This is a genomic window from Auritidibacter sp. NML100628, assembly GCF_003185985.1.
GTDB lineage: Bacteria > Actinomycetota > Actinomycetes > Actinomycetales > Micrococcaceae > Auritidibacter > Auritidibacter ignavus.
On sequence record NZ_QHLP01000002.1, the window covers coordinates 18365 to 41963 of the forward strand.

Sequence of the window (23599 nt, forward strand, 5' to 3'; positions counted from 1 at the left end):
GGGCCGTCGGGAAGGGAGCAGCTCATGGCCGAGCCACAGGTTTACGTGCTGGGTAGCGCTAATGTGGACCGTTATTTGTTGGTCGAACACATCGTGCGGGCAGGGGAGACCATTCTTGCCCAGGACACTTCCGCCTCGCTGGGCGGAAAGGGACTCAACCAGGCGGTGGCCTCTGCACGCTACGGGGCGAGGACGCATCTGGTGGGATGTCTCGGAACTGATGTCGAAGCTGAGTTGATCGTCGAGACCATCACGTCCGAACCCCGTCTCGATACCTCGCTGGTGACCCAGGTGGAGTCCCATCCCACTGGCATTGCCACCATCCAGCGTGATCGGAAAGGGGAAAATAGCATTATTGTGGCCGCCGGAGCCAATGCTGCCTTGCATCCCGACCATGCCGTCGCCTCGTTGAACCAAGTCAGCACCGATGATCTCGTCCTGGCCCAGCTGGAGATTCCCTACCCCTGTGTGGTGGCCGGACTACGCGCTGGGCAGCGGGCTGGTGCTCGCACGGTGCTCAACGCTGCCCCGGCAACCACTCACGCTGAGGTGCTGGAGTACACCGACGTGCTGGTGGTCAATGAGATTGAAGCCACCACGTTGAGTGGCGATACCTCGGGTCTGGGCACCGTTGATCTGGCTACTCGACTCTCCCAGCGCTATCACCTTGATGTGGTGGTGACCCTGGGTGAGCGCGGGTGCCAGGTGTGTACTCAGCAGGGCCAGGAGCTGGTGACGGTGCCGGCGCGAGACACCGACGTGGTCGATACCACTGGCGCCGGGGATGCTTTCACGGGAGCCCTGGTGGCGGCCTTGGTCGCTGGCGAAGACGTGGTCACGGCAGCCGCCTGGGGCACCGTCGCCGGATCCTTCGCCTGTGAGTCCCAGGGCGCCCAAGGTTACCCCACACGACAGCCGGACCTGGAGGAAAAGGTGCCGGCCATTCTGGACGCTATCCGCTAGAGACCGAACACCTCGCGCAGATGCGGACTCAGCATCGTCCCGGAGGAATCCAGACATTGACGCACCCGGAGGAAATCCTCCCAGTGTTCATAGCGTGTAGCACACTGCTCGGCGGTCAGTGTATGCCACTTACCCCAGTGAGGCCGGCCCTGATACGCCGACATCACCTCGCTGACGGTGGCAAAGTAGTCGGCGAAATCCTCTGGGGCGTGCCGGTGCACGGCAATATAGCCGGTGGTTCGACCCTGGCTGGTGGCTAACCACCCGCTATCGGCGGCCGCACTACGCACCTCGATCGGGAATGTGGCTGATAAGCCCCGATCACGCAGGGCTCGGTCAAGTTCGCGTAGTACTTCGGGAACTGCCTGGAAATCTACGGCGAACTCGGTCTCGTTGAACCGTACTCGCCGCGGTGAAGCAAAAGCAGTCGCCCAATTCTTGATCCGCTCGGATTGACCCCACCCCCGAGTGGTGAGGTCATTGAGTCGTGGGGTCACCTGCGGTGCCAGATTGCCCAGCCGGCAGATCGCAGCGAATCCGGCGTTACTGATCACCTCCTCGCGCACCAGCCCGGTGAGGTCTTGACCTCGTTGCACGAGGCGGGAATGCCCGGCCTGAGTCTTCGCCGCGGTCCCGGCGGGAAGCCGACGAGAGGTTTTGGTGACCGCCTGCTGGCTACGCATGAACCAAAAGAACTCAAAGTGGTCGTTGTCTGTGTTCAGCTGTTCCCACCCATCGAGTACCTCGTCGATGGGTTGCAAGCACTGGCTGGTGTGCAGATCATAGTCGGGGACCAGTTGCAGGGTGACCTCGGTGAGGACACCACAAGCGCCCAGGGTCACCCGCAAGGCGTCCAGCAGTTGAGGGTGTTGATCGGAAACTTTCAGGTGCTCGCCGTCGCCGGTGATCATAGCCAATCCGGCAAGTTGGGAGGAAAGCCCACCGAACCGGAGTCCGGTGCCATGAGTTCCGGTGGAGATGGCCCCGGCAATGGACTGGCGGTTAATATCACCGAGATTCTCCATCGCCCACCCCGTGCCGGCCAACAGGTGCGGGATCTGCCACAACTTTGTACCGGCTGCTAGCGTCACCCGCCCGGCGCGATGATCGATGTCGATTAGCCCGCTGAGATGATCGGTGAGCACCTGGATGTCTTCACCGACCGCGACGGCCGAAAAGCTATGTCCAGAACCGACCGGACGTACCTGCCGGCCGGTGGTTCGGGCCCGGGTGAGAATGGCCTGTAGTTCATCCACCGACCTAGGATTCAGGGTGGTGCGCGGGCTCCACCGGTAATGACCCGACCAATTCCGCTGTGATCCGATGGGTTTTCGACGTGGTAACCACCGTGGTATTGCCATCACCACATCTGTCCTTCTCCGCGATAGGTCGTGACCACTCCGAGATGGTCAGCGCCATCAACGACGTGCAATTCATTGAGATGCTCACATAGCTCTCCGGCCTTGGTATGGCGCATCCACACTCGGTCGCCAATACCCACTTGGTGACCGGCAGCTACGGTCATTGGGGTCTGCACCTCGCCGGCACCTTCCCGCGAGGTCAGGCGTAACCCCTCGGGGTAGACCGGAACCGGTAACCGGTCTGGTCCGGGTGCTCCGGAGGCAATCCATCCGCCACCGGCGGCGGTGACGTACCCGGGTGCCGGTATCCGGGTGATATCCAAGACGAAGTAGGTAGCCGGGCGTTGCGTGAAGGTGGTGTAGTGATCGAAATAGTGGGAGGCGTAGAGCCCTGAGCCGACCGTGATCTCGGTGACTGACGGATCAATCCTGGTGGACTCCACCGAGCCGGTGCCCCCGCCGTTGACGAATTCCAGCTCGGTCAGCTCGCCGATAGCGGACACCGCTTCACCACGGCGGGCGGTCAGTTCAGGCACCGAGAGCTTCTTCAGCATCCGCACCGCAGGGCTGGTGTCGTTCACCCCGGCCACTTGAGCCTCATACCCCATGATCCCCACGAGGTTGAGCGCCGGGGTCGCGATCACTGCACGGGCTGCGTTGACCGCCTGCTGGCGGTGGTGAATGGGCGAGCGCCGGGTCCCTAAGTGCAAGCCCGCAAACCGGTAGGAACAATCCAGGTCCAAACAGACTCGAAACCGGTGGGTCGGCGAGCCCGCCTGGCGGTGCACTGAAGCCAGCAGCCCGAGGTGGTCAGGGTGGTCGACCATCAGGGTGATGGCATCGCTGAGTGTCTGGTCGCTGATCAGCTCTGTCAGTACCGCGGTATCGACGCTGGGATAGGCGACCACCACATCATCCAGACCGTCACGCACCAACCAGATCGCCTCGCGCAGTGAATAGGCCAGAACCCCCTGAAAACCCGGCACACGCAACACCGCATGAAGCACCGGCACAGAACGCACCGATTTAGAAGCCACCCGTAGCGGGATCCCGTCGGCACGGTTGCGCAGGGTAGCAACATTGGTGGTGAAAGCCCGCCGGTCTAGCACACCCAGGGGCGCGCTGAACCCCGTGATAGCGCGAGCCATCTCCGCAAAGCCGGACCGTTGCTGCGCGCTGGGTGTATCGCTGGTGGTAGCCAGGTCGCTGAGCCCGAGCAACTCGGTGGCAGCGTCCGGGGTGGCGGGCTGGCGATGAGCAGGCAATGTGTGTTCTGTCACACTGATAGCATATCGTGCGACCGGCCCAGCGGATGATTTTTAGTGCTTGTGATACAGCTGTGTTTTGCGCTGATACTTTGGCTCGGAGGTGACTTGCATCCCCAGGGACCGGAAGATGCCCTCATCCACCGAGCCCAGAATAGTCGTGGTGTGTACATCGCAGCCACGCAGATTCTTGATCTGGTCAATGGCGCGGGCTGCCGTGGGATTGGAAGCGGCCGAGACCGATAGCGCAATAAGCACCTCATCGGTATGCAGACGCGGGTTCTTCGAACCTAAGTGCTGGGTTTTCAGGGTCTGGATCGGCTCAATCGACTCAGGAGACAGCAGGTGTTGGTGATCGTCAATGCCGGCCAAGTACTTCAGTGCGTTAAGTAACATCGCCGCGGAACACCCCAACAGCGGTGAGGTCTTGCCGGTAATAATCTTGCCGTCGGCGACTTGCATGGCGCTGGCCGGCTGGCCGGTCTTCTCAGCCCGCTCCAGGGCAGGTGCGACCACCACGCGGTCATGAGGCTCCACCCCGGCTTTGGCCATCACAATCCGAATCCGGGATGATACGGTGTCGTCGATATCGGCTTTGAATTCATCGACCTTGGCCTTATACCAGCGCCGGATGATCTCTTGTTGAGCGGCGTGCTGGCAGGCGAGATCGTTACTGATGCACCGACCGGCCATATTCACGCCCATATCGGTGGGCGACTGATAGGGCGATGTTCCCGAGAGCTTTTCCAGCATCGCCTTTAGCAGGGGGAAGACCTCGACGTCGCGGTTATAACTGGTCACCTTTTCGTCATAGGCGGTCAAGTGATACGGGTCGATCACGTTAATATCGTCGAGGTCGGCGGTAGCGGCCTCATAGGCGAGGTTAACCGGGTGTTCTAGGGGGAGGTTCCAGATCGGGAAGGTTTCAAACTTGGCATAGCCGGCGACGACACCTCGTTGGTACTCGTGATAGATCTGCGATAGCGACGTCGCCAATTTTCCAGACCCCGGTCCCGGTGCGGTGACGACCACCAGGTCTCGGGTCGTTTCGGCGAATTCGTCCTGTCCGAATCCTTCGTCGGAAATCACCCGGGACGTGTCATTGGGGTATCCGGGAATGGTGAAGTGGTGCGAGACCTGCAGTCCGGCGTTGCCGAGGCGACGAGAGAAGTCTTTCGCGAGGGCATTATCGTCTGAATATTGTGTAATCACGACGTTCTGCACCAGGACTCCGCGTTCGCGAAACACGTCGATGAGCCGTAGCACATCTTCTTCATAGGTAATGCCTAAATCGGCACGAATCTTCTGACCTTGGATATCGAAAGCATTGACACAGATGAGGATTTCCAGCTCATCGCGGAGCTGATGGAGCATCGAGATCTTATTGTCCGGGGTGAAACCGGGAAGGACTCGGGAAGCGTGGAAATCATCGAAGAGCTTCCCACCCATTTCGAGGTAGAGTTTGCCGCCGATCTTCTCGCGACGTTCGATAATATAGCGTGACTGTAACTCAATGTAGCGTTGCGGGTCGAAACCGTGAGGGTGAATGGTGGATGGCTCTGGAGCAACGAATTCACGCAGTGTGGTCATGTCTGTCCATTCAAGCACCTTCTGCTGGGACAAACCTGACACCCCGCCGCGTGACGTGAGATTAGCCGGTGAGTTGAGCAGTAGCGAGGATGAGGCCAGAAGGCGAGGACTATTCTTGCCCCGGTGGATAGGTGAGAATGAGGAAGACAGTTATGAACGCAACAACGGCATGGCCGGCGATTGTGGAGTATGTCAGACAGGACCCCGAGGCTCGTTTTCCCCGGTTACTGGCCCTGGATATGGACGGGACCCTGCTGGACGGGGCCAAGAGAATTCCGGATTCGTTCTGGTCATTAGCCCAGGATCTACATCGGGCGGGATGTCAGGTGGTGCCCAGCTCGGGACGCCAGCTGGCGACCTTGTCAGAGATGTTTGCTTCAGACGAAACGATCAGCGACTTCGTGGCGGAAAACGGTGCTGTGGTCGCCAGTCAAGGCCAGGTTATCGCCACCCAATCGTGGAACAAGCCCACGGTGATGGCCACATTAGGGGCGATCACCGCTGCCACGACCGGACTAGACCGGGTAGGGGTGGTGGTCTGTTCAGCTGCGGAAGCGCTCATTCGCCAGGTTGATCCGTCCCTGTTCGAGGCCATTCAGGCCTATTACCGGAGCCTGCGGTATGACGATGAGCTGGTGAGCACCGTCGGTCGTGCAGAGTTTGACGTCGTGAAGATCGCCGTCTACATTCCCAACGCGGATCAATACCAACGGTTCCTGACGAGTCTCGAAGAGCATGCCGCAAATACTGAGCAGCTCGCCACTGTCGATATCGTGCGCTCGGGACGCCAATGGGTTGACATCATGGATTCCCGCGTCAGTAAAGCCACGGGGTTGTCCGCTTTGGGAAAGCATCACGAGGTCTCACTACAAGACTGCATGGCCGTGGGAGATTACCTCAATGATCTGCAGATGCTTAAAGGCGTTGGCACGTCGGTCGTGGTCGCTAATGCTCATCCTGAGGTATTCGAGGTGGCAGATTTTGCGATTGGCGCCAATACAGATCACGGAGTGATTGCCTTGATGGAAGCACTCGTGGAATACGCGCCTTAGACCTGACATCGACAGGCCGAGTACGCCAGACGCTCGGTCTGCGTCAGCTCTCATGGTGGTGGTCGTTTCAGGGCTCCTGCGCGACTCATAGTTATATTCTGACGATCTTCACCACCGGCACCCCTTAGACACAATCCCTAGTGGTTTTCCGTTATGGAGTCCACTAGGGATTGTGTTTTGTCAGGTTACGACGCGCGACACGCGGGGTGAGATAAGAAACTTTTTGGCGATTTTTGGGTGGACAACCTCATGCACACGTTGTGGATACCCTGCGTGGTGTTGAGTCAGAAGCGCGCGTTCGTGCGGATGCGCAACTGCTGTTCATCTGCCATTCACCCTCATGTTCTGTGGACAAGCCTGTGGAGGAGTTACAGGCATGTAATCCACAGGATATTGTGGTTGCTTGCAAAGCTCATCCCTAGATGTAGTATTAAACAAGATCGATCGCCACAACGTACCTGACCTGGCAGATCGAATAAAGAGACCAAGAACCCCGGATTGGTTGTCAAGCGTTGCTTTGAAAAACCGTCCTTGTTTTTCAGGAGATAGATCATGAGCGTGACCGTTTACAGCAAGCCAGCCTGCGTTCAGTGCAACGCTACCTACCGTGCCCTGGATAAGAAGGGTATCGAGTACAAGGTGGTCGACATGTCTGAAGACATGGAGGCACTGGAGCAGGTGCGTGCACTGGGCTACATGCAGGCTCCTGTCGTGATGACCGAAGGTGATCACTGGTCAGGTTTCCGTCCCGACAAGATTGCTGAGCTCGGCCAGCAGCAGGCCACCACTGTCGCCTAACACCTTTTTCTGTCAGGAGGGAGTCACGAGATGAGCACCGCGGTCGCAGATCGTTCATTTATTCGCTCCCCAGAACAGCAGCAGCTGCAGACCACCAATGCTCGGCTGATCTATTTTTCATCGGCGTCAGGCTACACCCACCATTTCGTGGAAAAACTTCAGCTACCAGCTGGGGAAACCGCCCGGTTGCCGTTGATGACCAAAGAACCCACCCTCGAAGCACAACAGCCTTTTGTGCTGTTGCTTCCCACTTATGGTGGGGGAGACGGTCGCGGGGCCGTCCCTAAACAGGTCATCAAATTCCTCAACCTCAAAAAAAACCGGGACCTACTTCAAGGCGTGATCGGTTCTGGAAATACCAATTTTTACGATGCTTATTGCCTGGGTGCCGACATCATCTCCGCCAAGACCCAGGTACCGGTAATGTACAGGTTTGAACTGATGGGCACCGCCTCCGACGTTGCCCGCGTTAAAGAAGGATTGGAAGAATTTTGGCAACAGCAGTCACGGAACAAGAATTGATTCAGTCCGCTAAGTCGATGCCCGAAGCATGGCAGAACATGGGCTACCATGAGCTGAACGCCATGCTCAATCTCTACGGGCCCGACGGCAAGATCCAGTTTGAGGCCGATCACGCTGCTGCTCGACAGTACTTCTTACAGCACGTCAATAAGAATACTGTCTTCTTTCACAGCACCGATGAGAAGATTAAGTACCTCATTGAGCACGACTACTATGAGCCAGAGACTTTCGAGCAATACTCGAAAGAATTTGTTGACTCACTCTTCGACCGTGCCTACGCATATAAGTTCCGTTTTCCCTCCTTCTTGGGAGCGTTTAAGTTCTACACCTCTTATGCGCTGAAGACCTTCGACGGCGAACGCTACCTGGAGCGCTATGAAGACCGTGTGGTGATGAACGCACTCTACCTGGGCCGTGGCGATGAACAACTAGCCACTAATCTGCTGGATGAAATCATCGGCGGACGGTTCCAGCCTGCCACCCCAACCTTCTTGAACGCCGGGAAGAAACAGCGGGGCGAACTAGTGTCGTGCTTTTTGCTACGGGTTGAAGACAATATGGAATCTATCGCCCGTGGCATCAACTCCTCACTGCAGCTGTCCAAGCGTGGTGGTGGCGTGGCACTGTCGCTGACCAACTTGCGTGAAAACGGCGCACCGATCAAGCACATCGAGAACCAGTCCTCGGGCGTGGTCCCGGTCATGAAGCTACTGGAGGACTCCTTCTCCTACGCCAACCAGCTCGGTGCCCGTCAGGGGGCCGGCGCCGTATACCTGCACGCCCACCACCCCGACATCAACCGGTTCCTCGACACCAAGCGCGAAAATGCTGATGAGAAAATCCGGATCAAGACCCTGTCTTTGGGAGTGGTGATCCCTGACATCACCTTTGAACTGGCTAAGAAGAACGAGGCCATGTACTTGTTCAGTCCCTATGACGTTGAGCGGGTTTACGGTAAGCCGTTTAGCGATATCTCGGTAACGGAAAAGTACTACGAGATGGTCGATGATCCTCGAATCCGCAAGACGAAAATCAACGCTCGTGATTTTTTCCAGACGCTAGCGGAAATCCAGTTCGAATCGGGCTACCCCTACATCGTTTTTGAAGACACGGTCAACAGGGCCAACCCGATCAAGGGTCGGATCACCATGTCGAATCTGTGCTCAGAGATCCTGCAGGTCTCGGAAGCCTCCACCTACGCCGAGAACCTCGACTACGAGTTCGTGGGCAAGGACATCTCGTGCAATCTCGGATCAATGAACATTGCCAAAGCTATGGACTCCGGAGACCTGGGTGGCTCGGTGGAGACCGCGATCCGGGCGCTGACTGCTGTGTCGGATCTGTCCAACATTGCTTCGGTGCCTTCGATTGCCAAAGGCAATGCTTCCTCGCATGCCATCGGTCTGGGGCAGATGAACCTGCACGGTTATCTCGGACGCGAACACATCCACTACGGCTCCGAAGAAGGCTTGGACTTCACCAACATGTATTTCTACACGGTGCTGTACCACGCGTTGCGGGCCTCCAACAAGATCGCGATCGAAACCGGAGAACGTTTTGGAGGATTCGAAGACTCGGACTACGCCTCCGGAGTGTTCTTCGATAAGTACACCGACCAGGCGTGGCAGCCGGCGACCGAACGGGTCGCTCAGCTCTTTGCCGACAGTGGCATTGACATCCCGACCCAGGATGACTGGCGGGAACTGAAGGACTCGGTGATGACCCACGGGATCTACAACCAGAACCTGCAGGCCGTCCCACCGACAGGTTCGATCTCCTACATCAATAACTCGACCTCCTCGATTCACCCGATCGCGTCCAAGATCGAGATTCGTAAAGAAGGCAAGCTGGGTCGTGTCTACTACCCGGCTCCCTACTTGAATAACGACAACTTGGAGTACTTCGAGGATGCCTACGAGGTCGGATACCAAAAGATCATCGACACCTACGCCGCTGCGACCCAGCATGTGGACCAAGGGCTGTCCCTGACACTGTTCTTCAAAGACACCGCCACGACCCGCGATGTCAACAAGGCTCAGATCTACGCCTGGACCCACGGCATCAAGACCATGTACTACATTCGGATTCGCCAGCTGGCATTGGAAGGAACTGAAGTCGAAGGTTGCGTCTCGTGCATGCTGTAGGGTCGTGAGCGGATTCGTTCCGCACTTGCCTCCCTACTCCGTGACGATCTGCTCCAAAGGACACCAAGGACATCATGACACCTGAAGAAGTCAAAGCACGGTTTACGAACTTTCAGGCCATCAACTGGAACGATATAGAAGACGAAAAAGACCTGGAGGTCTGGAATCGTCTGACCTCGAACTTTTGGTTGCCTGAAAAAGTTCCGCTCTCCAACGACCTGCAGTCGTGGGCGCGAATGACTGACCAAGAAAAAGACGTGACCATGAAGATCTTTGCGGGTCTGACCCTGCTTGATACCATTCAGGGCACGATTGGTGCGGTCTCGCTGATGCCGGACTCGCTGACTCCGCATGAAGAAGCGGTATACACCAATATCTGTTTCATGGAATCAGTTCACGCCAAGTCCTATTCCTCGATTTTTTCGACCTTGGCCTCCTCGGACGCCATTGACCAGGTGTTTCGCTGGGCCGGGGACGAACCTACGTTGCAGTACAAGGCCTCCCAGGTGGTCGAACACTACGAAGGCGATGACCCCCAGAAGCGCAAGATTGCCTCTACGATGCTGGAATCCTTCTTGTTCTACTCCGGGTTCTACTGGCCGATGTACCTGTCCTCCCAAGCACGTTTGACCAACACCGCAGATTTGATCCGACTGATCATCCGTGACGAGGCCGTGCACGGGTACTACATCGGATATAAGTATCAGCGCAACCTGGTCAACGATAGCCCGGAGCGGCAGGCAGAGCTGAAGGAATTTACCTTCGACCTGCTGCAAGATCTCTACGATAACGAAGTTACCTACACCCACGACATCTACGATCAGCTGGGATTGGCTGAAGACGTCAAGAAATTCTTGCACTACAACGCCAATAAAGCCCTGATGAACCTCGGTTACGAGGCCATGTTCCCGGATACCCTCACCGATGTGAACCCGGCGATCCTCTCGGCTTTGAGCCCGAATGCTGATGAGAACCATGACTTCTTCTCCGGTTCTGGTTCTTCCTACGTGATTGGTAAAGCTGAGGAAACCGAAGACGACGACTGGGACTTCTAACTAATACTTCAAGCCACCACGATAGCTCAGCCCCGCAGAAACCTGCGGGGCTGAGCTATGTTAGCTCCACGTCGAGAAGCAACGCCAAAGAGCCAAACAGATTGACAGGACGACTCTTTGAGAGTCATTCGGTCCCTTCGGGTGTGTGTGACCTCATATTTGTGGTGAAAAAGTGGTTAGATAGCGGTTATGGCTGAAGAAACACACTCCACACCACACGCGTATTTCGTTCGATCCGGGGCAACCGAGTTCACTGAGGGAACTCGGATTTCATATTTCACCTCAACAGAACGTGCCACTGGGTCCTGGCAAGACGATGAACTGCACATGGCTGCTGTGTCTGGCCTGGTCGCCGCGGAACTGGAGGCCTATGAACCGCGTGAGAACTTCGCCACCTCACGTATCAGTTTCGATATTCTCGGCAAGCTTCATGCCGGCGAAGTGAAGGTCACCACCCGCAACATTCGCCCCGGTCGCACTATCGAGCTGGTTCAGTCCACTGTGGAGGCCCAAGGCCGTGCGGTACTGACTGCGCGGACCTGGCGACTCATTTCCTCTGATACGTCCCGGGCACACCGTCTGCATGATGACACACTTCTCGCTCCGATTGATCAGTGTTCCCCGGATGCCGGCTTCAATAAGCGGTGGGCCGGGGGACTGGTGGCCTCCATTCAATCTCGGGCAGCAGACGACCACGCGCCGGGACACGGCCGGATCTGGGCCAATACGGAGATTCCCATGATCCTGGATGAGCCTACCAGCCCGTTCGTGCACGCGATCGGGATGATCGATATCGCCAACGGATTGGCACCAGCAGTTGAGCCCTATCACGACGAGGTCTATTTCGCCAACGTTGACCTGAGCATCCACCTGATGCGCGAACCCTCTGAGGACTGGCTGGGGATGGCCACCTCGGTGTCGTTGGGCGACAACGGTCTGGGGGTTACCTCCACGGTGCTTTCCGACAGCAAAGGATATCTCGGGCGTGCCGAACAGTCACTGTCGGTACGTGATATGAGGGCCTAACATGCATGCCTATCGTTGTGGCCGGTGACCCGACAGGTCTCCGGCCACTGCTGAATAAGTGCTTGTGATTGGTTTTCGCGATAATCTTTAGTATCCGCGATCAATCCATTCCTGCAGGTGTGGTTTTACAGTGCCGATGGTGCTGGACTCACCGTGACCGGTCAATACCCGCGTGGATTCAGGCAACTCCAACAACACCTCGGAAATCGATTTAATGATGGCGTCAAAGCTGGTGTAGGACCGTCCTCCGGTAGCACCGGGCCCCCCAGCAAAAAGTGTGTCACCGGTGAAGACCGCGCCCTGCCCATCTTCCAGCTCCGCAGAATAGAAACAGGTGGATCCGGGCGAGTGACCGGGGGTTTCAAACGCTGTTAAGGTGACACCAGCAATCGTGAAAGTATCTCCGTCCTGAATAGATCCGTCGGGACCTTGGACGGGGTAGACCGCGTCCCAGAGCATCCGGTCTTCAGCATTGAGCAAAACCGGGGCATCGACGAAATCACGAACTGTGAGAGCTTCGGAAATATGGTCATCGTGACCGTGCGTGAGCAGGATAGCGGCGACGTTGCGACCTTGGACTGCCTGATGGACAGCATTGGCATCGTGCGCTGGATCGATGATGATGCACTCGGTCGAGTTACCGACGATCCATACATTGTTGTCGACCTGATGGGTTTCGCCATCGAGACTAAAAGTTCCTGACGTTTCGAGGTGGTCAATGCGGGCTGTCATGGTCGGTTCTCCTTCGGACCGCTCAACGGTCGGTATCGGGTAATCAGAGGTTTTGGAGCACAAAGTGTCGCAACGAAACTGGATGTTAGAGCTCGACAACCGAGCGGAGGACATCGCCCGCGTGCATCTTTTTGAAAGCACCATTGATGTCATCGAGACCAATTCGTTCGGTGACAAAAGCATTGAGATCTAGGCGCCCCAGCCGGTACTGGTTAACAAGCATCGGGAAATCTCGAGACGGCAAGCAATCGCCATACCAGGACGATTTGAGAGCGCCACCATGAGAGAAGACATCCTGGAAGGGAAGGGTGATATCCATGTCTGGGCGTGGTACACCGACCAAGACCACGCGACCGGCCAGGTCACGGGAATAGAAGGCTTGTTTATAGGTTTCAGGGTGACCGACTGCCTCAATGACGACATCGGCTCCGAACCCACCGGTCAGCTCTTGGATGGCAGCTACCGGATCGGTATTTTTCGAGTTGACCGTTTCCGTGGCACCAAACTGCTTCGCCTGCTCGAGTTTCCGATCTTCGATATCGACGGCGATGATCGTGGTAGCTCCGGCCAATTGTGCCCCGGCAATAGCGGCCATGCCGACACCACCGCAACCGATGACTGCCACAGCTTCCCCTCGTTTGATCTCGCCAGTATTGATGGCAGCACCGATACCTGCCATGACGCCACAACCCAGCAGTCCTACGGCAGCGTCAGAAGACTCTGGGACTTCATCGATTTTGGTGCACTGACCGGCGGCAACAAGGGTTTTCTCGGCAAAGGACCCGATACCCAGGGCTGCTTCGAGTTCGGTCCCGTCCTCCAGAGTCATTTTCTGGGTGGCGTTGTGGGTATTGAAACAGTACTTCAGATCACCCTTACGGCACGCGCGGCATTCACCGCAGACAGCTCGCCAGTTCAGAATGACCTTATCGCCGACAGCAACTTCGGTAACGCCTTCCCCAATTTCGGAGACGACAGCGGTGGACTCGTGGCCGAGAAGATACGGATAATTATCGCCTACGCCACCGGAGACATAACTGTAATCGGTATGGCAGACGCCGCAGGTTTTGACATCGACGACGACTTCACCGGGCCCAGGATGGGGGACCACGATGGTTTCAATGGAGACCGGGTCATCTTGGGATTTAACAACCGCTGCTTTGACGTGGTGGGACATCAGGGAAACACACGCTCCTCAATTGACGAAAGCTCAGTGTTGTGAGAGGGAATTTTCCCTTGCTCTCCATCTCATCACAGTTCGGCACCGAAATATAAGAGTTTGTTTATTATTGCTACCGCAAGCTGTGATCAGTCCTTCACCATGAACGCTTGAGCAGCTCGTGGCATACTGGCACCATGTGCGGACGATTTGTGATGGCTCGAGCGATCGGCGACTTAGTTGCAGCCGCAGGGGCTCACACCCCGGAAGAACAGCTAGAACTCCGTGAAGACTACAACGTGGCTCCGACCAAGGACGTAGCGATTGTCGTGGAGCGACCGGTCGAGGCAACGTCCGAAAACGCGGACGATTCCGGCGGACACGTGCGCCGGGAGGTTCATCTGGCACACTGGGGTCTGGTCCCTGGCTGGGCGAAGGATCTGTCCTTTGGGTCCAGAACGTTCAATGCCAGATCAGAAACGGTGGTCACCAAACCAAGTTTTCGTGCTGCCGTTCGATCCCAACGTTGCGCGGTTCCGGTCGATGGATACTACGAGTGGAAAGAGCTTCCCGGTACCACTGCACGAGGCACCCAGAAAAAACAGCCCTATTATGTGAGCCGCAAAGACGGTGCCCCGATCTTTTTTGCTGGGTTATACGAATGGTGGGCTGACCCTGAAATAGCCACCGATGATCCGCGTGGCTGGGTGCTGTCTACCACGATCCTCACCGGGGCTTCTCCGGAACCCGGTAGTAGCCCCGAGGTCCTCGACGAGCTAGCGGGACTGCATGATCGGTTTCCGTTGCCCATGAATCAGTTGACCATGGACCACTGGCTGGCGCCGGAGAAATTGACCAATGCTGATCAGGCCCAAGCTCTGGTCGATACCGTGGTTGCACAAGCCTACGACACAGCGGGCGACCAGTGGCAGATGCACCCGGTCTCGACCGCGGTCGGCAATGTGCGCAACAACGGCCCCGAACTGACTAAACCGGTCGAGACGCAACATCTTCCAGGACTCTAAGATCCTTCGCTTGGTCGCACACCCTCTTTTATCCACCAATCAAATGTTCTTATCTTGTCCCTGGTAGCCCGATAAGTTCAGTTGCAGTTAGAACGAATGTTCTCTTAGACTGGTGGTCATGATCGGCCTTCCCAACGATCATGTGCTTCCCATTTCTGCATATTTGGCCTGAGAACCAGGCTGATTGATTGGAAGTATGGTGAAAGAAGGCATCATCATGGGGTTGTTAACTCAATCTGTTCGGGTCGTGTGCACCACGGCCGGCATGCCCTTACATCTGCATCTCAAGGGCCGAAACTATACCGTGGTCGCTGAACCACAGCGTTGGTTTCAACGTTGCCGCTGGTGGTCCCAACAATCACGTTTTGTCGCTGGTAGGGGCCAAGGGATGATCGATCACGAAGTATGGCGCCTACAGATCAGACCCGCTATATCTTCGTCCACGCAACCGGTGATGACCGTGGATGTCTCCCATCATCTGGACTCCGGGCTGTGGAGGCTCATTAAGGTTCACGATGGTGCCCAGCTTGCCGAACGGGAAACCGCTTAGGGATGGGCATCCGGCATACCTCGCCGTTTCCCCATCTGAATGTTTCCAGCTCGTATAGTACGCACTACGGTGTGTCCTGGCCAGAAGATTTAGTGGCTGCAGCAGCTGCTGATGGGGCAGAAATTCTAGGGCTCACAGACCGTGATGGGCTCTACGGGATGGCAAAGCACCTCCGCGCATGTCTTGATCACGGGATTGCACCTGTGGTGGGAGTTAACCTAGCGGTCGCTGGAGATCATCCTGCACCGAAACCAGGCCGTATCCCACGCCATCGGTTAGGACGCCTCACTATTTTGGCAGCCGGTCATCATGAGGCCGGGTCATGCTCCTCACCTCATATGGGTGCTGGCTACCGTGCGCTGGTACGGCTGATCTCTCAGGCCCATGCACACACGCTGGGCGGAACCAGCGGGGGAGCCCCCTACATCACCGTCACAGAGCTGGCTGATGCCATGGGAGGCGGCTACTCTACTACGGCACCGGCACCGGATCTCTATGTTCTGCTGGGTCCAGAATCACCGGTCGGTCACGCCTTTGCCCAACGGCGTTACCACGACGGGCGGAAGTTGCTACGTCAATGGCGAAATATCCTGCCACACGGTGGGCTGTGGATTGAGGTTGTCAGCCATCTAGCTCCGCCGGGGCAACGACTCTCAACCTCACACGCGGTGAAGTTTTTACGGGTTGCCGAAGACCTGAGACTTCCCTCGGTGCTCACCAATGCGGTGCGCTATGTTAGCCCCGATCAAGCAGCCACCGCCGATGTGCTGGATGCGGCCCGTAGCTTGACCAGTTTAGATCAGTTACACGATCTTCAGCCCACTGGCCAAGGGTGGCTGAAAAGCTCCGCACAGATGCACCAGCTGGCTGGCGAAATATCGCATCAGGCAGGTACCGGTCTGAGCGGAGCCCGTCAACTGATCACCCGTACCCAAGAGCTGGCTCGCCGGTGTGTGCTGGATCCTCGAACCGATCTTGGATGGGGACAACCCAGGGTTCCAGAAACCGGGGTGATCGGTCTGAACACAGATCCCGGACGTGAACTCACGCAACGTTGCCGGGCCGGACTTGCTCAACGCTTTCCCGGAGTGCCGGAACATTCCCACCACGGAATTCAGCTGTCCCATCGCCTGCAACACGAGCTGAACATCATCCAGGACTTGGATTTTTCCAGCTATTTTCTCACCGTGGCAGAAGTGGTTGCCATGATTGAGAACATGGGAGTGCGTGCCTCGGCCCGTGGCTCGGGTGCGTCCTCACTGGTCAATTACGTTTTACGTATCTCAGATGTCGACCCCATCGAACACGAGCTGATCTTTGAACGGTTCCTCTCTCAAGATCGGTCGACTCTGCCCGATATTGATATCGACGTCGAATCTGCCCGACGCCACGAGATCTACCGAGCGATCTTTGACCGCTTCGGTGACTCGCGCACCACGTTAATGAGCATGCAAAACGGGTACCGAGTTCGCGGGGCGATCCGTGATGCTGGACGTGCCCTGGGCATGGAAGAACACGACGTCGATGCCATTGCCCAACAGATGTGGCGGTTTTCGGCCTCACATTTCCGAGAAGCCATGGAAACTATGCCAGAACTAGCAGAGTTCTCCCACCGGTTACAGGCCCAACGGAGCTTGGGCAATCACCAGCTGGACTTACTAGTTGATATCACCGAACGCCTCGACCGGTTGCCACGACACATCTCCATGCACCCCTGCGGGGTGATCCTCTCCGATTCCACCCTGCCCGATCGCACCCCGGTGCAACCTTCCGGGATCGATTTGCCCATGAGTCAGTTTGATAAACACGACATGGACTCGATGGGGCTGTTGAAACTGGATGTGCTGGGAGTGCGCATGCAGTCCACCATCGCCTACACGCTCCAGCAGATCCAGGAATCCACCGGGGAAGTCATCGACCTCGAACACGTCAGCTGCGATGATCGCGCTACCTTCGACATGATCGGTAGTACCCACACCCTCGGATGTTTCCAAATTGAATCACCGGGCCAGCGTGAGCTGATCGGCAAACTGGAACCCCGAAACCTCAATGACCTGATCATTGATATCTCGTTATTTCGCCCCGGCCCCATGAAATCCGACATGGTGAGGCCTTTCCTCGATTTCCGCAACGGAGATGCCCCGGCGCACTATCCTCACCCGGCGCTACAAGGGATTCTGGAAGAGACCCACGGGGTCACGGTGTTCCATGAACAAATTCTGCGCACCCTGGATACACTGACCGGTTGCGGACTGGCCCGAGCCGATGAGCTACGTCGTCAACTCGGCTCGGAGCAACAAGACAAGGTTGAATCCTATTTTCGTTCCCGGGCACACCAACGAGGGTGGGACCGCGCAGTCATCGACGAGGTGTGGAACACCCTGGCAGCTTTCGGGTCATTTGGGTTCTGTAAAGCACACGGGGCAGCCTTCGCAGTGCCCACCTACCATTCAGCCTGGCTAAAAACCCACTACCCCGAAGCCTTTATGGCTGCAGTACTCGAACACGACCCCGGTATGTATCCGCAACGTGTGATGGTCGCCGAAGCCCGCCGGTTGGGTATCCCGGTGCTTCCGGTCGATATTAACCGGTCCACTGAGCACATGCATCTGGAATGGGTGCCCGACCAAAAGCGTTGGGGCATCCGGCTGTCGCTGACGACGGTCTCGGGCATGAGCGCGACCGAACGAAAACGTCTCCTCGCGGCACGGCCCTATACCACCCTGGCTGATGTGCGCGATCGCTCCGGACTCCATCGCCGGACCTTAGAACACTTAGCACAGCTCGGTGCTCTCGATGCTCTGATCACCCCGCACGGGCTGTCGCGGACCGATCTGGTGCACTATCTGCAACACCAACATGCCCGACAAGACTCTGCCACAGGAGACCTGTCGGGCCGTCGAGTCCGCAAACCGTCGCGTCAAATTCCCGGGCAGCTGGCCTTTGAACTTCCCGACACCGAGCTGTCGAGCCTGCCGGCACTGTTTCCTGCTCCGACGGTAACCGAACAGGTTGCGACCGAATTAGATCTCACCGCCTTGGATACCACCGCGCACCTGATGCAATCCCACTACCCGTATCTGAATGCTCTGGGCGTGACCCCAGCTGACAAACTGTTGAGCCTGCGCACCCAATCTCGCGTGTTGGTTGCTGGAGTTAGAGTTGCTACTCAAACTCCGCCGATGCGTAGCGGACGTCGGGTGGTGTTTATCTCTGTCGATGACGGGACCGGACTCGTTGACACCACGTTCTTTACTGAGGCCCAACATAACTCCGGCAACCTGCTGTTTGGTTCCCGTCTCTTGCTCATTGAAGGTACGACACGTAGAACCGGTCGCCGAGCGGTCAATGTGCAGGCTGTTCGGGCTTGGGACCTCCATGACCGGCAACGTCTGCCCGACCCGGACTACTTAGACAAAACCCGAGAGCAATGGGCCGCCTGGTTACACCGTGACCGCAAGCTTCCGCCGCTGAAGGTCATACCCCACCATGCCCGGACCATTCCCGTTCCAGATCCCGAGACGTGGGAACCCATGCCCCTTGACAGCACTCCACAACCATGACCTCAGGACACAAACAAAAACGAAGGGACCACCATGTACCTGAGCACACCAGATCAACCCATTAGCCTGGCTGCTCCCAAAAACATCATCTACGCATTCCAGCAGGCCTGGAATCAACACGACGACCACCACTTAGCCAAACTGTTTGTTGCTGACGCCTCATTCGTTAGTGACACCGGATTGTGGTGGACAGGCCACGACGAGATTCAGCGAGCTCACGCGGAAGACTTTCAGGGCCCCCTGCGGGCGGCAAACATCATCGTCGGCCGGGTCGAACTACGCATGCTGGGCGACCGCCACGCCATGGTCCAGGCCCGCATCACCATGACCGGACACCACGATCGCACAGTACCGGCTGATCACCCCCCGTCGCATGATCATGAGTTTCGTGCTCGCCCGAACAACTCATTCCTCACCGGAGTCAGCGACCACCGGTGGAGCACACTGGCGTATCGTCTCCGCGCACCAGACTGATCTCACCACTCATGGTCTCGCAGCTTGTGTCGATGCCGGCCCTACTGGGCTCTAACGGGAATACTGTTGTCTTATGATGAAGAATTCATGGCTGGCCTTGACCGCCGGACTAATGCTGACGGTGACCTTGGCAGGCTGCTCGAACGATTCCCAGGAGCCGGAGGAGCCCGCGAGCCCAGAATCAGCCACCACTGCCTCAACTCCGAGTCCGTCACAGACGGTTATGGACAGGCCATCAAACACGTTAAAGCCGGGCCAGAAAACGCTGACTGACAGCAACAGTCCGTCAGCAACCGACCAGGACACGTCAGAGGATCAGCCACCGCTGAGCTCCGGTGTTCAGGAATCTGAGGGATTCCCGGACTCTTCCCAGGGTGACGGCCTGTATGCCACCGGTGTGCGGTCAGCGGTCCACGAGGGGTATGACCGCATTGTCATCGACCACGCCGGGAGCGGAACACCGGCCTATCGGGCTGAATACACCGATCACCCACTGGCTCCAGGTATTGGGGAACCCATTCCGGGAGCCGAGGAGGCTTCCGGCACCTATTTAGAAATCAATCTCACCGGAATGGCCTCCCACGACCAGGTTGACGAAGCCCAGGCGCTACAGAACGGGCATCGGGTGACCTCCCTGGATGCCCAAGTGGCCCAAGATGTGGTGACCTACTTACCCTGGGAGGCCACCTCGACCTATTACATTGGCGTGGACCAACAACGTCAGTACCGCGTGCAGGTTCTCGAAAATCCCAGTCGCGTGGTGATTGACCTCGCCCATGACTGACAACACTCAGCGAAATAGGGGAGAACCCGGGGTCAGGCGTAGAATGTGCTGTGGTTGTTTGGTGGTCCCGTATGCCATCAAAAGCTCAACCTGACATCAAGGAGGAACAGGCCTGTGGCCGAAATGAACCAAATCACGATCACCGTTGATGGCGAACAACGTGCGGTGGGCGCAGAGACAACCGGTACCGAACTCTTCGTCGATCAAAAAACCACGGTGGTCATGAAAGTCAATGGCGCATTGCAGGACCTGTCCCGCACCATTCCCGATGGTGCCGACGTGGTGGCTGTGGACATCACCGACCCTGAAGGTCTCGAGGTATTGCGTCACTCGACCGCACACGTGCTGGCCCAGGCCGTTCAAGAGCTGTATCCCAATGCAAAGCTGGGTATTGGCCCCTACATTACCGACGGGTTCTACTACGATTTTGACGTCGAGGAACCTTTTACCCCAGAAAACCTGAAGGCTCTGGAAAAGAAAATGCTGAAAATTGTCAACCAGACTCAGCATTTCCGTCGCCGTGAAGTCACCGAAGCGCAAGCCCGCGAAGAGCTGGCTCACGAGCCCTATAAACTCCAGTTGCTCGACAAACAGCACGAAGCCGATACCACCGGCGAAGGCGCCTCAGTAGAGATTGGCGCCGGCGAAATCACCATCTACGACAACATCGATCACCATGGTGAAACCGTCTGGAAAGATCTCTGCCGTGGACCGCATGTGCCGACCACCAAGCTGATCTCCAATGCTTTCGCCCTGACCCGCGCCGCTGGCGCGTACTGGCTGGGGAATGAGAAGAATAAGCAGCTACAACGCATCTACGGTACCGCTTGGCCGACCAAACAGGATCTGAAAGCCTACCAGGAACGCGTGGCTGAAGCCGAGCGTCGTGACCATCGTAAACTCGGTGCCGAACTAGACCTGTTCTCTTTCCCCGATGAGCTCGGTTCCGGTCTTCCGGTCTTCCACCCCAAGGGCGGAATTATTCGTAAGGAAATGGAAGACTATTCTCGGACCCGCCACGAAGAAGCCGGCTACGAGTTCGTCTATACCCCGCATATCACCAAACAGCACCTGTATGAAGTGTCCGGCCACCTGGACTGGTATGCCGAGGGGATGTTCCCGCCGATGCATGTCGATGAAGAGCGGGACCCAGAGACCGGCGACGTCACTCGCCAGGGCCAAAACTACTACCTGAAGCCGATGAACTGCCCGATGCACAACTTGATCTTTGCCTCTCGTGGCCGGTCCTATCGTGAACTGCCGTTGCGGTTATTTGAGTTCGGGTCGGTCTATCGCTATGAGAAATCCGGTGTCGTGCACGGTCTGACCCGCGTGCGCGGGATGACACAGGATGACGCGCACATCTACTGCACCCGCGAACAGATGAAAGACGAGCTGTCCAATACCCTGAAGTTTGTGCTGGACTTGCTGAAGGACTACGGGCTCGACGACTTCTATTTGGAACTGTCGACTAAGGACCCCGAGAAGTTCGTGGGATCGGACGAGATTTGGGAAGAAGCCACCCGCACCCTGGCCGAAGTGGCCACCGACTCCGGTCTGGAACTGGTTGACGATCCGGGTGGGGCTGCCTTCTATGGACCGAAGGTCTCCGTCCAGGCTCGCGATGCCATCGGACGCACCTGGCAGATGTCGACCATCCAGCTGGATTTCAATCTGCCGGAACGTTTCGACCTGGAATACCAGGCAGCCGACGGCACCCGGCAGCGTCCGGTGATGATCCACCGCGCGCTGTTCGGCTCGATTGAACGCTTCCTTGGCGTGCTCACCGAACACTACGCGGGTGCTTTCCCCGTCTGGTTAGCTCCCGAACAAGTCATTGCCATCCCGGTTGCGGAGGCATTCAATGACTACTTGGACACCATTGTGCAACGGTTGCGCGAGCGCGGTATTCGGGTGCGATTGGATGATTCCACCGACCGATTCCCGAAGAAGATCCGCACCGCCTCGAAGCAGAAAGTTCCCTTCGTGCTGATTGCCGGGGGAGAAGACCAAGAAGCCGGTGCGGTCTCCTTCCGGTATCGGGACGGTTCCCAGGACAACGGGGTGCCGATCGATCAAGCCATTGAACGCATTGTGCAGGCGGTGGAGACTAAAGAGCAGGTTTAAATCATGACGGATAACCAACAGACTCCTCACCCAGAAGACGCCGAGGTGACCGATGGCTTTGAGCTGCCGGGAACCCCGGACCGGCTCGATCGGTTGTGGACCCCACACCGGATGGCCTACGTCAAGCGTGGCCAGGGACAAGTCAAGGATGAAGCAAGCTGTCCGTTCTGTGCTGGCCCCTCACGTAGCGATGAGGACTCCTTGATTGTCACCCGGGGTGAGCATTGTTATGTGTTGATGAACCTCTATCCCTATAACCCCGGGCACCTGTTGGTGTGTCCGTACCGTCATGTTCCTGACTACACGGACCTAACCATCGAAGAGACTGCCGAATTCGGACGTCTCAGCCAGATTGGCATGGTCGTGCTCCGACGGGTTTCACGAGCCCAGGGGTATAACCTGGGGATGAACCAGGGCAAGGTCGGCGGTGCCGGGATTGCGGCCCACCTGCATCAGCACATTGTCCCGCGGTTTGGCGGAGACGGGAACTTTATGCCCATTATCGCCCAGACTAAAGCACTGACGCAGACTCTGGCAGAAATGCGCGAGCTCATCGCCGAGGATTGGCCGGAGGCGACCCAAGAATTTGACCACCACCAGTCGCAGTCCGGTCACCAGACCGATGCCGCTGACCGTTCACAATGAGGCGCTATGACTACTTACACCCCTGCCGAGGACGAATCCACGCAGAACCCCCTGAGCCTGGGCGAGATGTTCTTGCTGTTATGCATCGATGATCGTGGAAAATTGTTGGCTTCCAAAAACATGGTGTCGTTGGCCTTGGCCGGAGCTGAATTAGCGGACCTTACCCGCCGTGGCCTGCTGACTGTCACGCAGGACCTGGTCATCCAATCAGAAGAGTTTTCTGGAAGTGACACGCCGCTGGCGCGAATATCCCAGGTCCTAGAGGATTCCCCTGAGAATCAGGACGCCGAACAGTGGATCTACCGGTTCGGTCGTACCGCGCTGTTCGATGCGGTGTTGGCTCAGCTCGAAGAACGGCAGATGGTCGAAGAGCTCAACAAAAAAATATTGGGCATTTGGCCCTGCACCCGGTACCGGAAGTGGGGTGCGTTCGAGAACGTCGACATTGTGACGGTGCTTCGCGGAGCGTTATTTGAAAATGAGCCTGTGGATCTCACCACCTGGCCGGTGCTGGCGCTGATGAACATGACCGGCATCTTAGACCAGGTCTTCCCGAACTTCAGCGCCGATACGGTCTCGCGCGTGCTGTATACCCGCCCGGGCATGACGCAGACCTCCGTGACTGAATCTGTTGCCGAGGTGTTGCAAGCTACCGAAAATGTCCTGGCAGAACACCTCACGGCAACCCGTGGCGGGGCCTCCGGTTTGCCCGGCACCCGTGACCTGCGTGGCAAGGACTAAGAAGCACCAACTGCCACAGACCG

Annotated in this window: 19 protein-coding genes; 14 read left to right on the forward strand and 5 right to left on the reverse strand. The window is 57.3% G+C overall.

From position 1 onward, the window contains the following. Positions 1 to 24: 24 nt before the first annotated feature. Entirely contained in the window at positions 25 to 963 is a 939-nt protein-coding gene (locus DCC24_RS01855) for a ribokinase (protein WP_110098227.1), read from the forward strand. Here DCC24_RS01855 and DCC24_RS01860 read toward each other — a convergent pair. Genes DCC24_RS01860 through DCC24_RS01870 form a run of 3 tightly spaced genes read right to left on the reverse strand, consistent with a single transcriptional unit; the run spans position 960 to position 5179 of the window. Then, positions 960 to 2324, reverse strand: a complete 1365-nt coding sequence (locus DCC24_RS01860; RefSeq protein WP_110098228.1) for a D-arabinono-1,4-lactone oxidase — start codon at positions 2322 to 2324, stop codon at positions 960 to 962. The genes DCC24_RS01855 and DCC24_RS01860 overlap by 4 nt on opposite strands. Beyond that, positions 2324 to 3604, reverse strand: a complete 1281-nt coding sequence (locus DCC24_RS01865; RefSeq protein ID WP_146206253.1) for an amino acid deaminase/aldolase — start codon at positions 3602 to 3604, stop codon at positions 2324 to 2326. The genes DCC24_RS01860 and DCC24_RS01865 overlap by 1 nt, the downstream gene beginning before the upstream one ends. A gap of 39 nt (positions 3605 to 3643) precedes the next feature. Next, positions 3644 to 5179 (reverse strand): DUF1846 domain-containing protein, encoded by a 1536-nt coding sequence (locus DCC24_RS01870; protein WP_110098230.1) that lies wholly within the window; start codon positions 5177 to 5179, stop codon positions 3644 to 3646. Positions 5180 to 5331: 152 nt separating this feature from the next. Here DCC24_RS01870 and DCC24_RS01875 point away from each other — a divergent pair, with 152 nt between their 5' ends. From DCC24_RS01875 to DCC24_RS01900, 6 genes are all read left to right on the forward strand, one after another. Then, on the forward strand, positions 5332 to 6231 hold the full coding sequence (locus DCC24_RS01875) for an HAD family hydrolase (RefSeq protein WP_158278413.1): 900 nt from the start codon (positions 5332 to 5334) through the stop codon (positions 6229 to 6231). A gap of 552 nt (positions 6232 to 6783) precedes the next feature. Continuing rightward, entirely contained in the window at positions 6784 to 7029 is a 246-nt protein-coding gene (gene nrdH, locus DCC24_RS01880; protein WP_110098232.1) for a glutaredoxin-like protein NrdH, read from the forward strand. 30 nt (positions 7030 to 7059) lie between these two features. Beyond that, the gene (gene nrdI / locus DCC24_RS01885; RefSeq protein ID WP_110098233.1) at positions 7060 to 7551 is read left to right on the forward strand and encodes a class Ib ribonucleoside-diphosphate reductase assembly flavoprotein NrdI; all 492 of its coding nucleotides are present in this window, start codon (positions 7060 to 7062) and stop codon (positions 7549 to 7551) included. A 17-nt stretch (positions 7552 to 7568) separates the two neighbouring features. Beyond that, positions 7569 to 9695 (forward strand): class 1b ribonucleoside-diphosphate reductase subunit alpha, encoded by a 2127-nt coding sequence (gene nrdE / locus DCC24_RS01890; protein ID WP_110098489.1) that lies wholly within the window; start codon positions 7569 to 7571, stop codon positions 9693 to 9695. Between the two features lie 74 nt (positions 9696 to 9769). After that, positions 9770 to 10750, forward strand: a complete 981-nt coding sequence (nrdF, locus tag DCC24_RS01895) for a class 1b ribonucleoside-diphosphate reductase subunit beta (protein WP_110098234.1) — start codon at positions 9770 to 9772, stop codon at positions 10748 to 10750. 189 nt (positions 10751 to 10939) lie between these two features. Further along, a complete protein-coding gene (locus DCC24_RS01900) occupies positions 10940 to 11776 on the forward strand; it encodes a thioesterase family protein (protein ID WP_110098235.1) in 837 nt (278 codons plus the stop codon). Positions 11777 to 11863: 87 nt separating this feature from the next. On the opposite strand, the gene DCC24_RS01905 is transcribed toward DCC24_RS01900, so the two are convergent. Both DCC24_RS01905 and DCC24_RS01910 read right to left on the reverse strand, forming a co-directional pair. After that, a complete protein-coding gene (locus DCC24_RS01905) occupies positions 11864 to 12508 on the reverse strand; it encodes an MBL fold metallo-hydrolase (RefSeq protein ID WP_110098236.1) in 645 nt (214 codons plus the stop codon). An 85-nt stretch (positions 12509 to 12593) separates the two neighbouring features. Further along, positions 12594 to 13685, reverse strand: a complete 1092-nt coding sequence (locus DCC24_RS01910; protein ID WP_110098237.1) for an S-(hydroxymethyl)mycothiol dehydrogenase — start codon at positions 13683 to 13685, stop codon at positions 12594 to 12596. Positions 13686 to 13864: 179 nt separating this feature from the next. Here DCC24_RS01910 and DCC24_RS01915 point away from each other — a divergent pair, with 179 nt between their 5' ends. From DCC24_RS01915 to DCC24_RS01950, 7 genes are all read left to right on the forward strand, one after another. Beyond that, on the forward strand, positions 13865 to 14692 hold the full coding sequence (locus tag DCC24_RS01915; protein WP_110098238.1) for an SOS response-associated peptidase: 828 nt from the start codon (positions 13865 to 13867) through the stop codon (positions 14690 to 14692). Between the two features lie 552 nt (positions 14693 to 15244). After that, positions 15245 to 18805, forward strand: coding sequence for a DNA polymerase III subunit alpha (locus DCC24_RS01925; RefSeq protein WP_110098239.1), 3561 nt, complete (start codon positions 15245 to 15247; stop codon positions 18803 to 18805). Positions 18806 to 18838: 33 nt separating this feature from the next. Continuing rightward, on the forward strand, positions 18839 to 19279 hold the full coding sequence (locus DCC24_RS01930; RefSeq protein WP_110098240.1) for an SgcJ/EcaC family oxidoreductase: 441 nt from the start codon (positions 18839 to 18841) through the stop codon (positions 19277 to 19279). Positions 19280 to 19352: 73 nt separating this feature from the next. Then, positions 19353 to 20063 (forward strand): hypothetical protein, encoded by a 711-nt coding sequence (locus DCC24_RS01935; protein WP_110098241.1) that lies wholly within the window; start codon positions 19353 to 19355, stop codon positions 20061 to 20063. Between the two features lie 123 nt (positions 20064 to 20186). Continuing rightward, a complete protein-coding gene (gene thrS / locus DCC24_RS01940) occupies positions 20187 to 22190 on the forward strand; it encodes a threonine--tRNA ligase (RefSeq protein WP_208392110.1) in 2004 nt (667 codons plus the stop codon). 3 nt (positions 22191 to 22193) lie between these two features. After that, entirely contained in the window at positions 22194 to 22835 is a 642-nt protein-coding gene (locus DCC24_RS01945; protein WP_110098243.1) for an HIT domain-containing protein, read from the forward strand. A 6-nt stretch (positions 22836 to 22841) separates the two neighbouring features. After that, on the forward strand, positions 22842 to 23576 hold the full coding sequence (locus DCC24_RS01950) for a GPP34 family phosphoprotein (RefSeq protein WP_110098244.1): 735 nt from the start codon (positions 22842 to 22844) through the stop codon (positions 23574 to 23576). Positions 23577 to 23599 lie beyond the last annotated feature (23 nt).

Coding starts and splice junctions, on each gene's coding strand:
- nrdI (WP_110098233.1), top strand. CDS start 7,060: ATGAGCACCGCGGTCGCAGATCGTTCATTTATTCGCTCCCCAGAACAG.
- DCC24_RS01905 (WP_110098236.1), bottom strand. CDS start 12,508: ATGACAGCCCGCATTGACCACCTCGAAACGTCAGGAACTTTTAGTCTC.
- DCC24_RS01910 (WP_110098237.1), bottom strand. CDS start 13,685: ATGTCCCACCACGTCAAAGCAGCGGTTGTTAAATCCCAAGATGACCCG.
- DCC24_RS01900 (WP_110098235.1), top strand. CDS start 10,940: ATGGCTGAAGAAACACACTCCACACCACACGCGTATTTCGTTCGATCC.
- DCC24_RS01860 (WP_110098228.1), bottom strand. CDS start 2,324: ATGGCAATACCACGGTGGTTACCACGTCGAAAACCCATCGGATCACAG.
- DCC24_RS01945 (WP_110098243.1), top strand. CDS start 22,194: ATGACGGATAACCAACAGACTCCTCACCCAGAAGACGCCGAGGTGACC.
- DCC24_RS01915 (WP_110098238.1), top strand. CDS start 13,865: ATGTGCGGACGATTTGTGATGGCTCGAGCGATCGGCGACTTAGTTGCA.
- nrdH (WP_110098232.1), top strand. CDS start 6,784: ATGAGCGTGACCGTTTACAGCAAGCCAGCCTGCGTTCAGTGCAACGCT.
- DCC24_RS01930 (WP_110098240.1), top strand. CDS start 18,839: ATGTACCTGAGCACACCAGATCAACCCATTAGCCTGGCTGCTCCCAAA.
- DCC24_RS01925 (WP_110098239.1), top strand. CDS start 15,245: ATGGGCATCCGGCATACCTCGCCGTTTCCCCATCTGAATGTTTCCAGC.
- nrdF (WP_110098234.1), top strand. CDS start 9,770: ATGACACCTGAAGAAGTCAAAGCACGGTTTACGAACTTTCAGGCCATC.
- DCC24_RS01950 (WP_110098244.1), top strand. CDS start 22,842: ATGACTACTTACACCCCTGCCGAGGACGAATCCACGCAGAACCCCCTG.
- thrS (WP_208392110.1), top strand. CDS start 20,187: ATGAACCAAATCACGATCACCGTTGATGGCGAACAACGTGCGGTGGGC.
- DCC24_RS01855 (WP_110098227.1), top strand. CDS start 25: ATGGCCGAGCCACAGGTTTACGTGCTGGGTAGCGCTAATGTGGACCGT.
- DCC24_RS01875 (WP_158278413.1), top strand. CDS start 5,332: ATGAACGCAACAACGGCATGGCCGGCGATTGTGGAGTATGTCAGACAG.
- DCC24_RS01935 (WP_110098241.1), top strand. CDS start 19,353: ATGATGAAGAATTCATGGCTGGCCTTGACCGCCGGACTAATGCTGACG.
- nrdE (WP_110098489.1), top strand. CDS start 7,569: ATGCCCGAAGCATGGCAGAACATGGGCTACCATGAGCTGAACGCCATG.
- DCC24_RS01870 (WP_110098230.1), bottom strand. CDS start 5,179: ATGACCACACTGCGTGAATTCGTTGCTCCAGAGCCATCCACCATTCAC.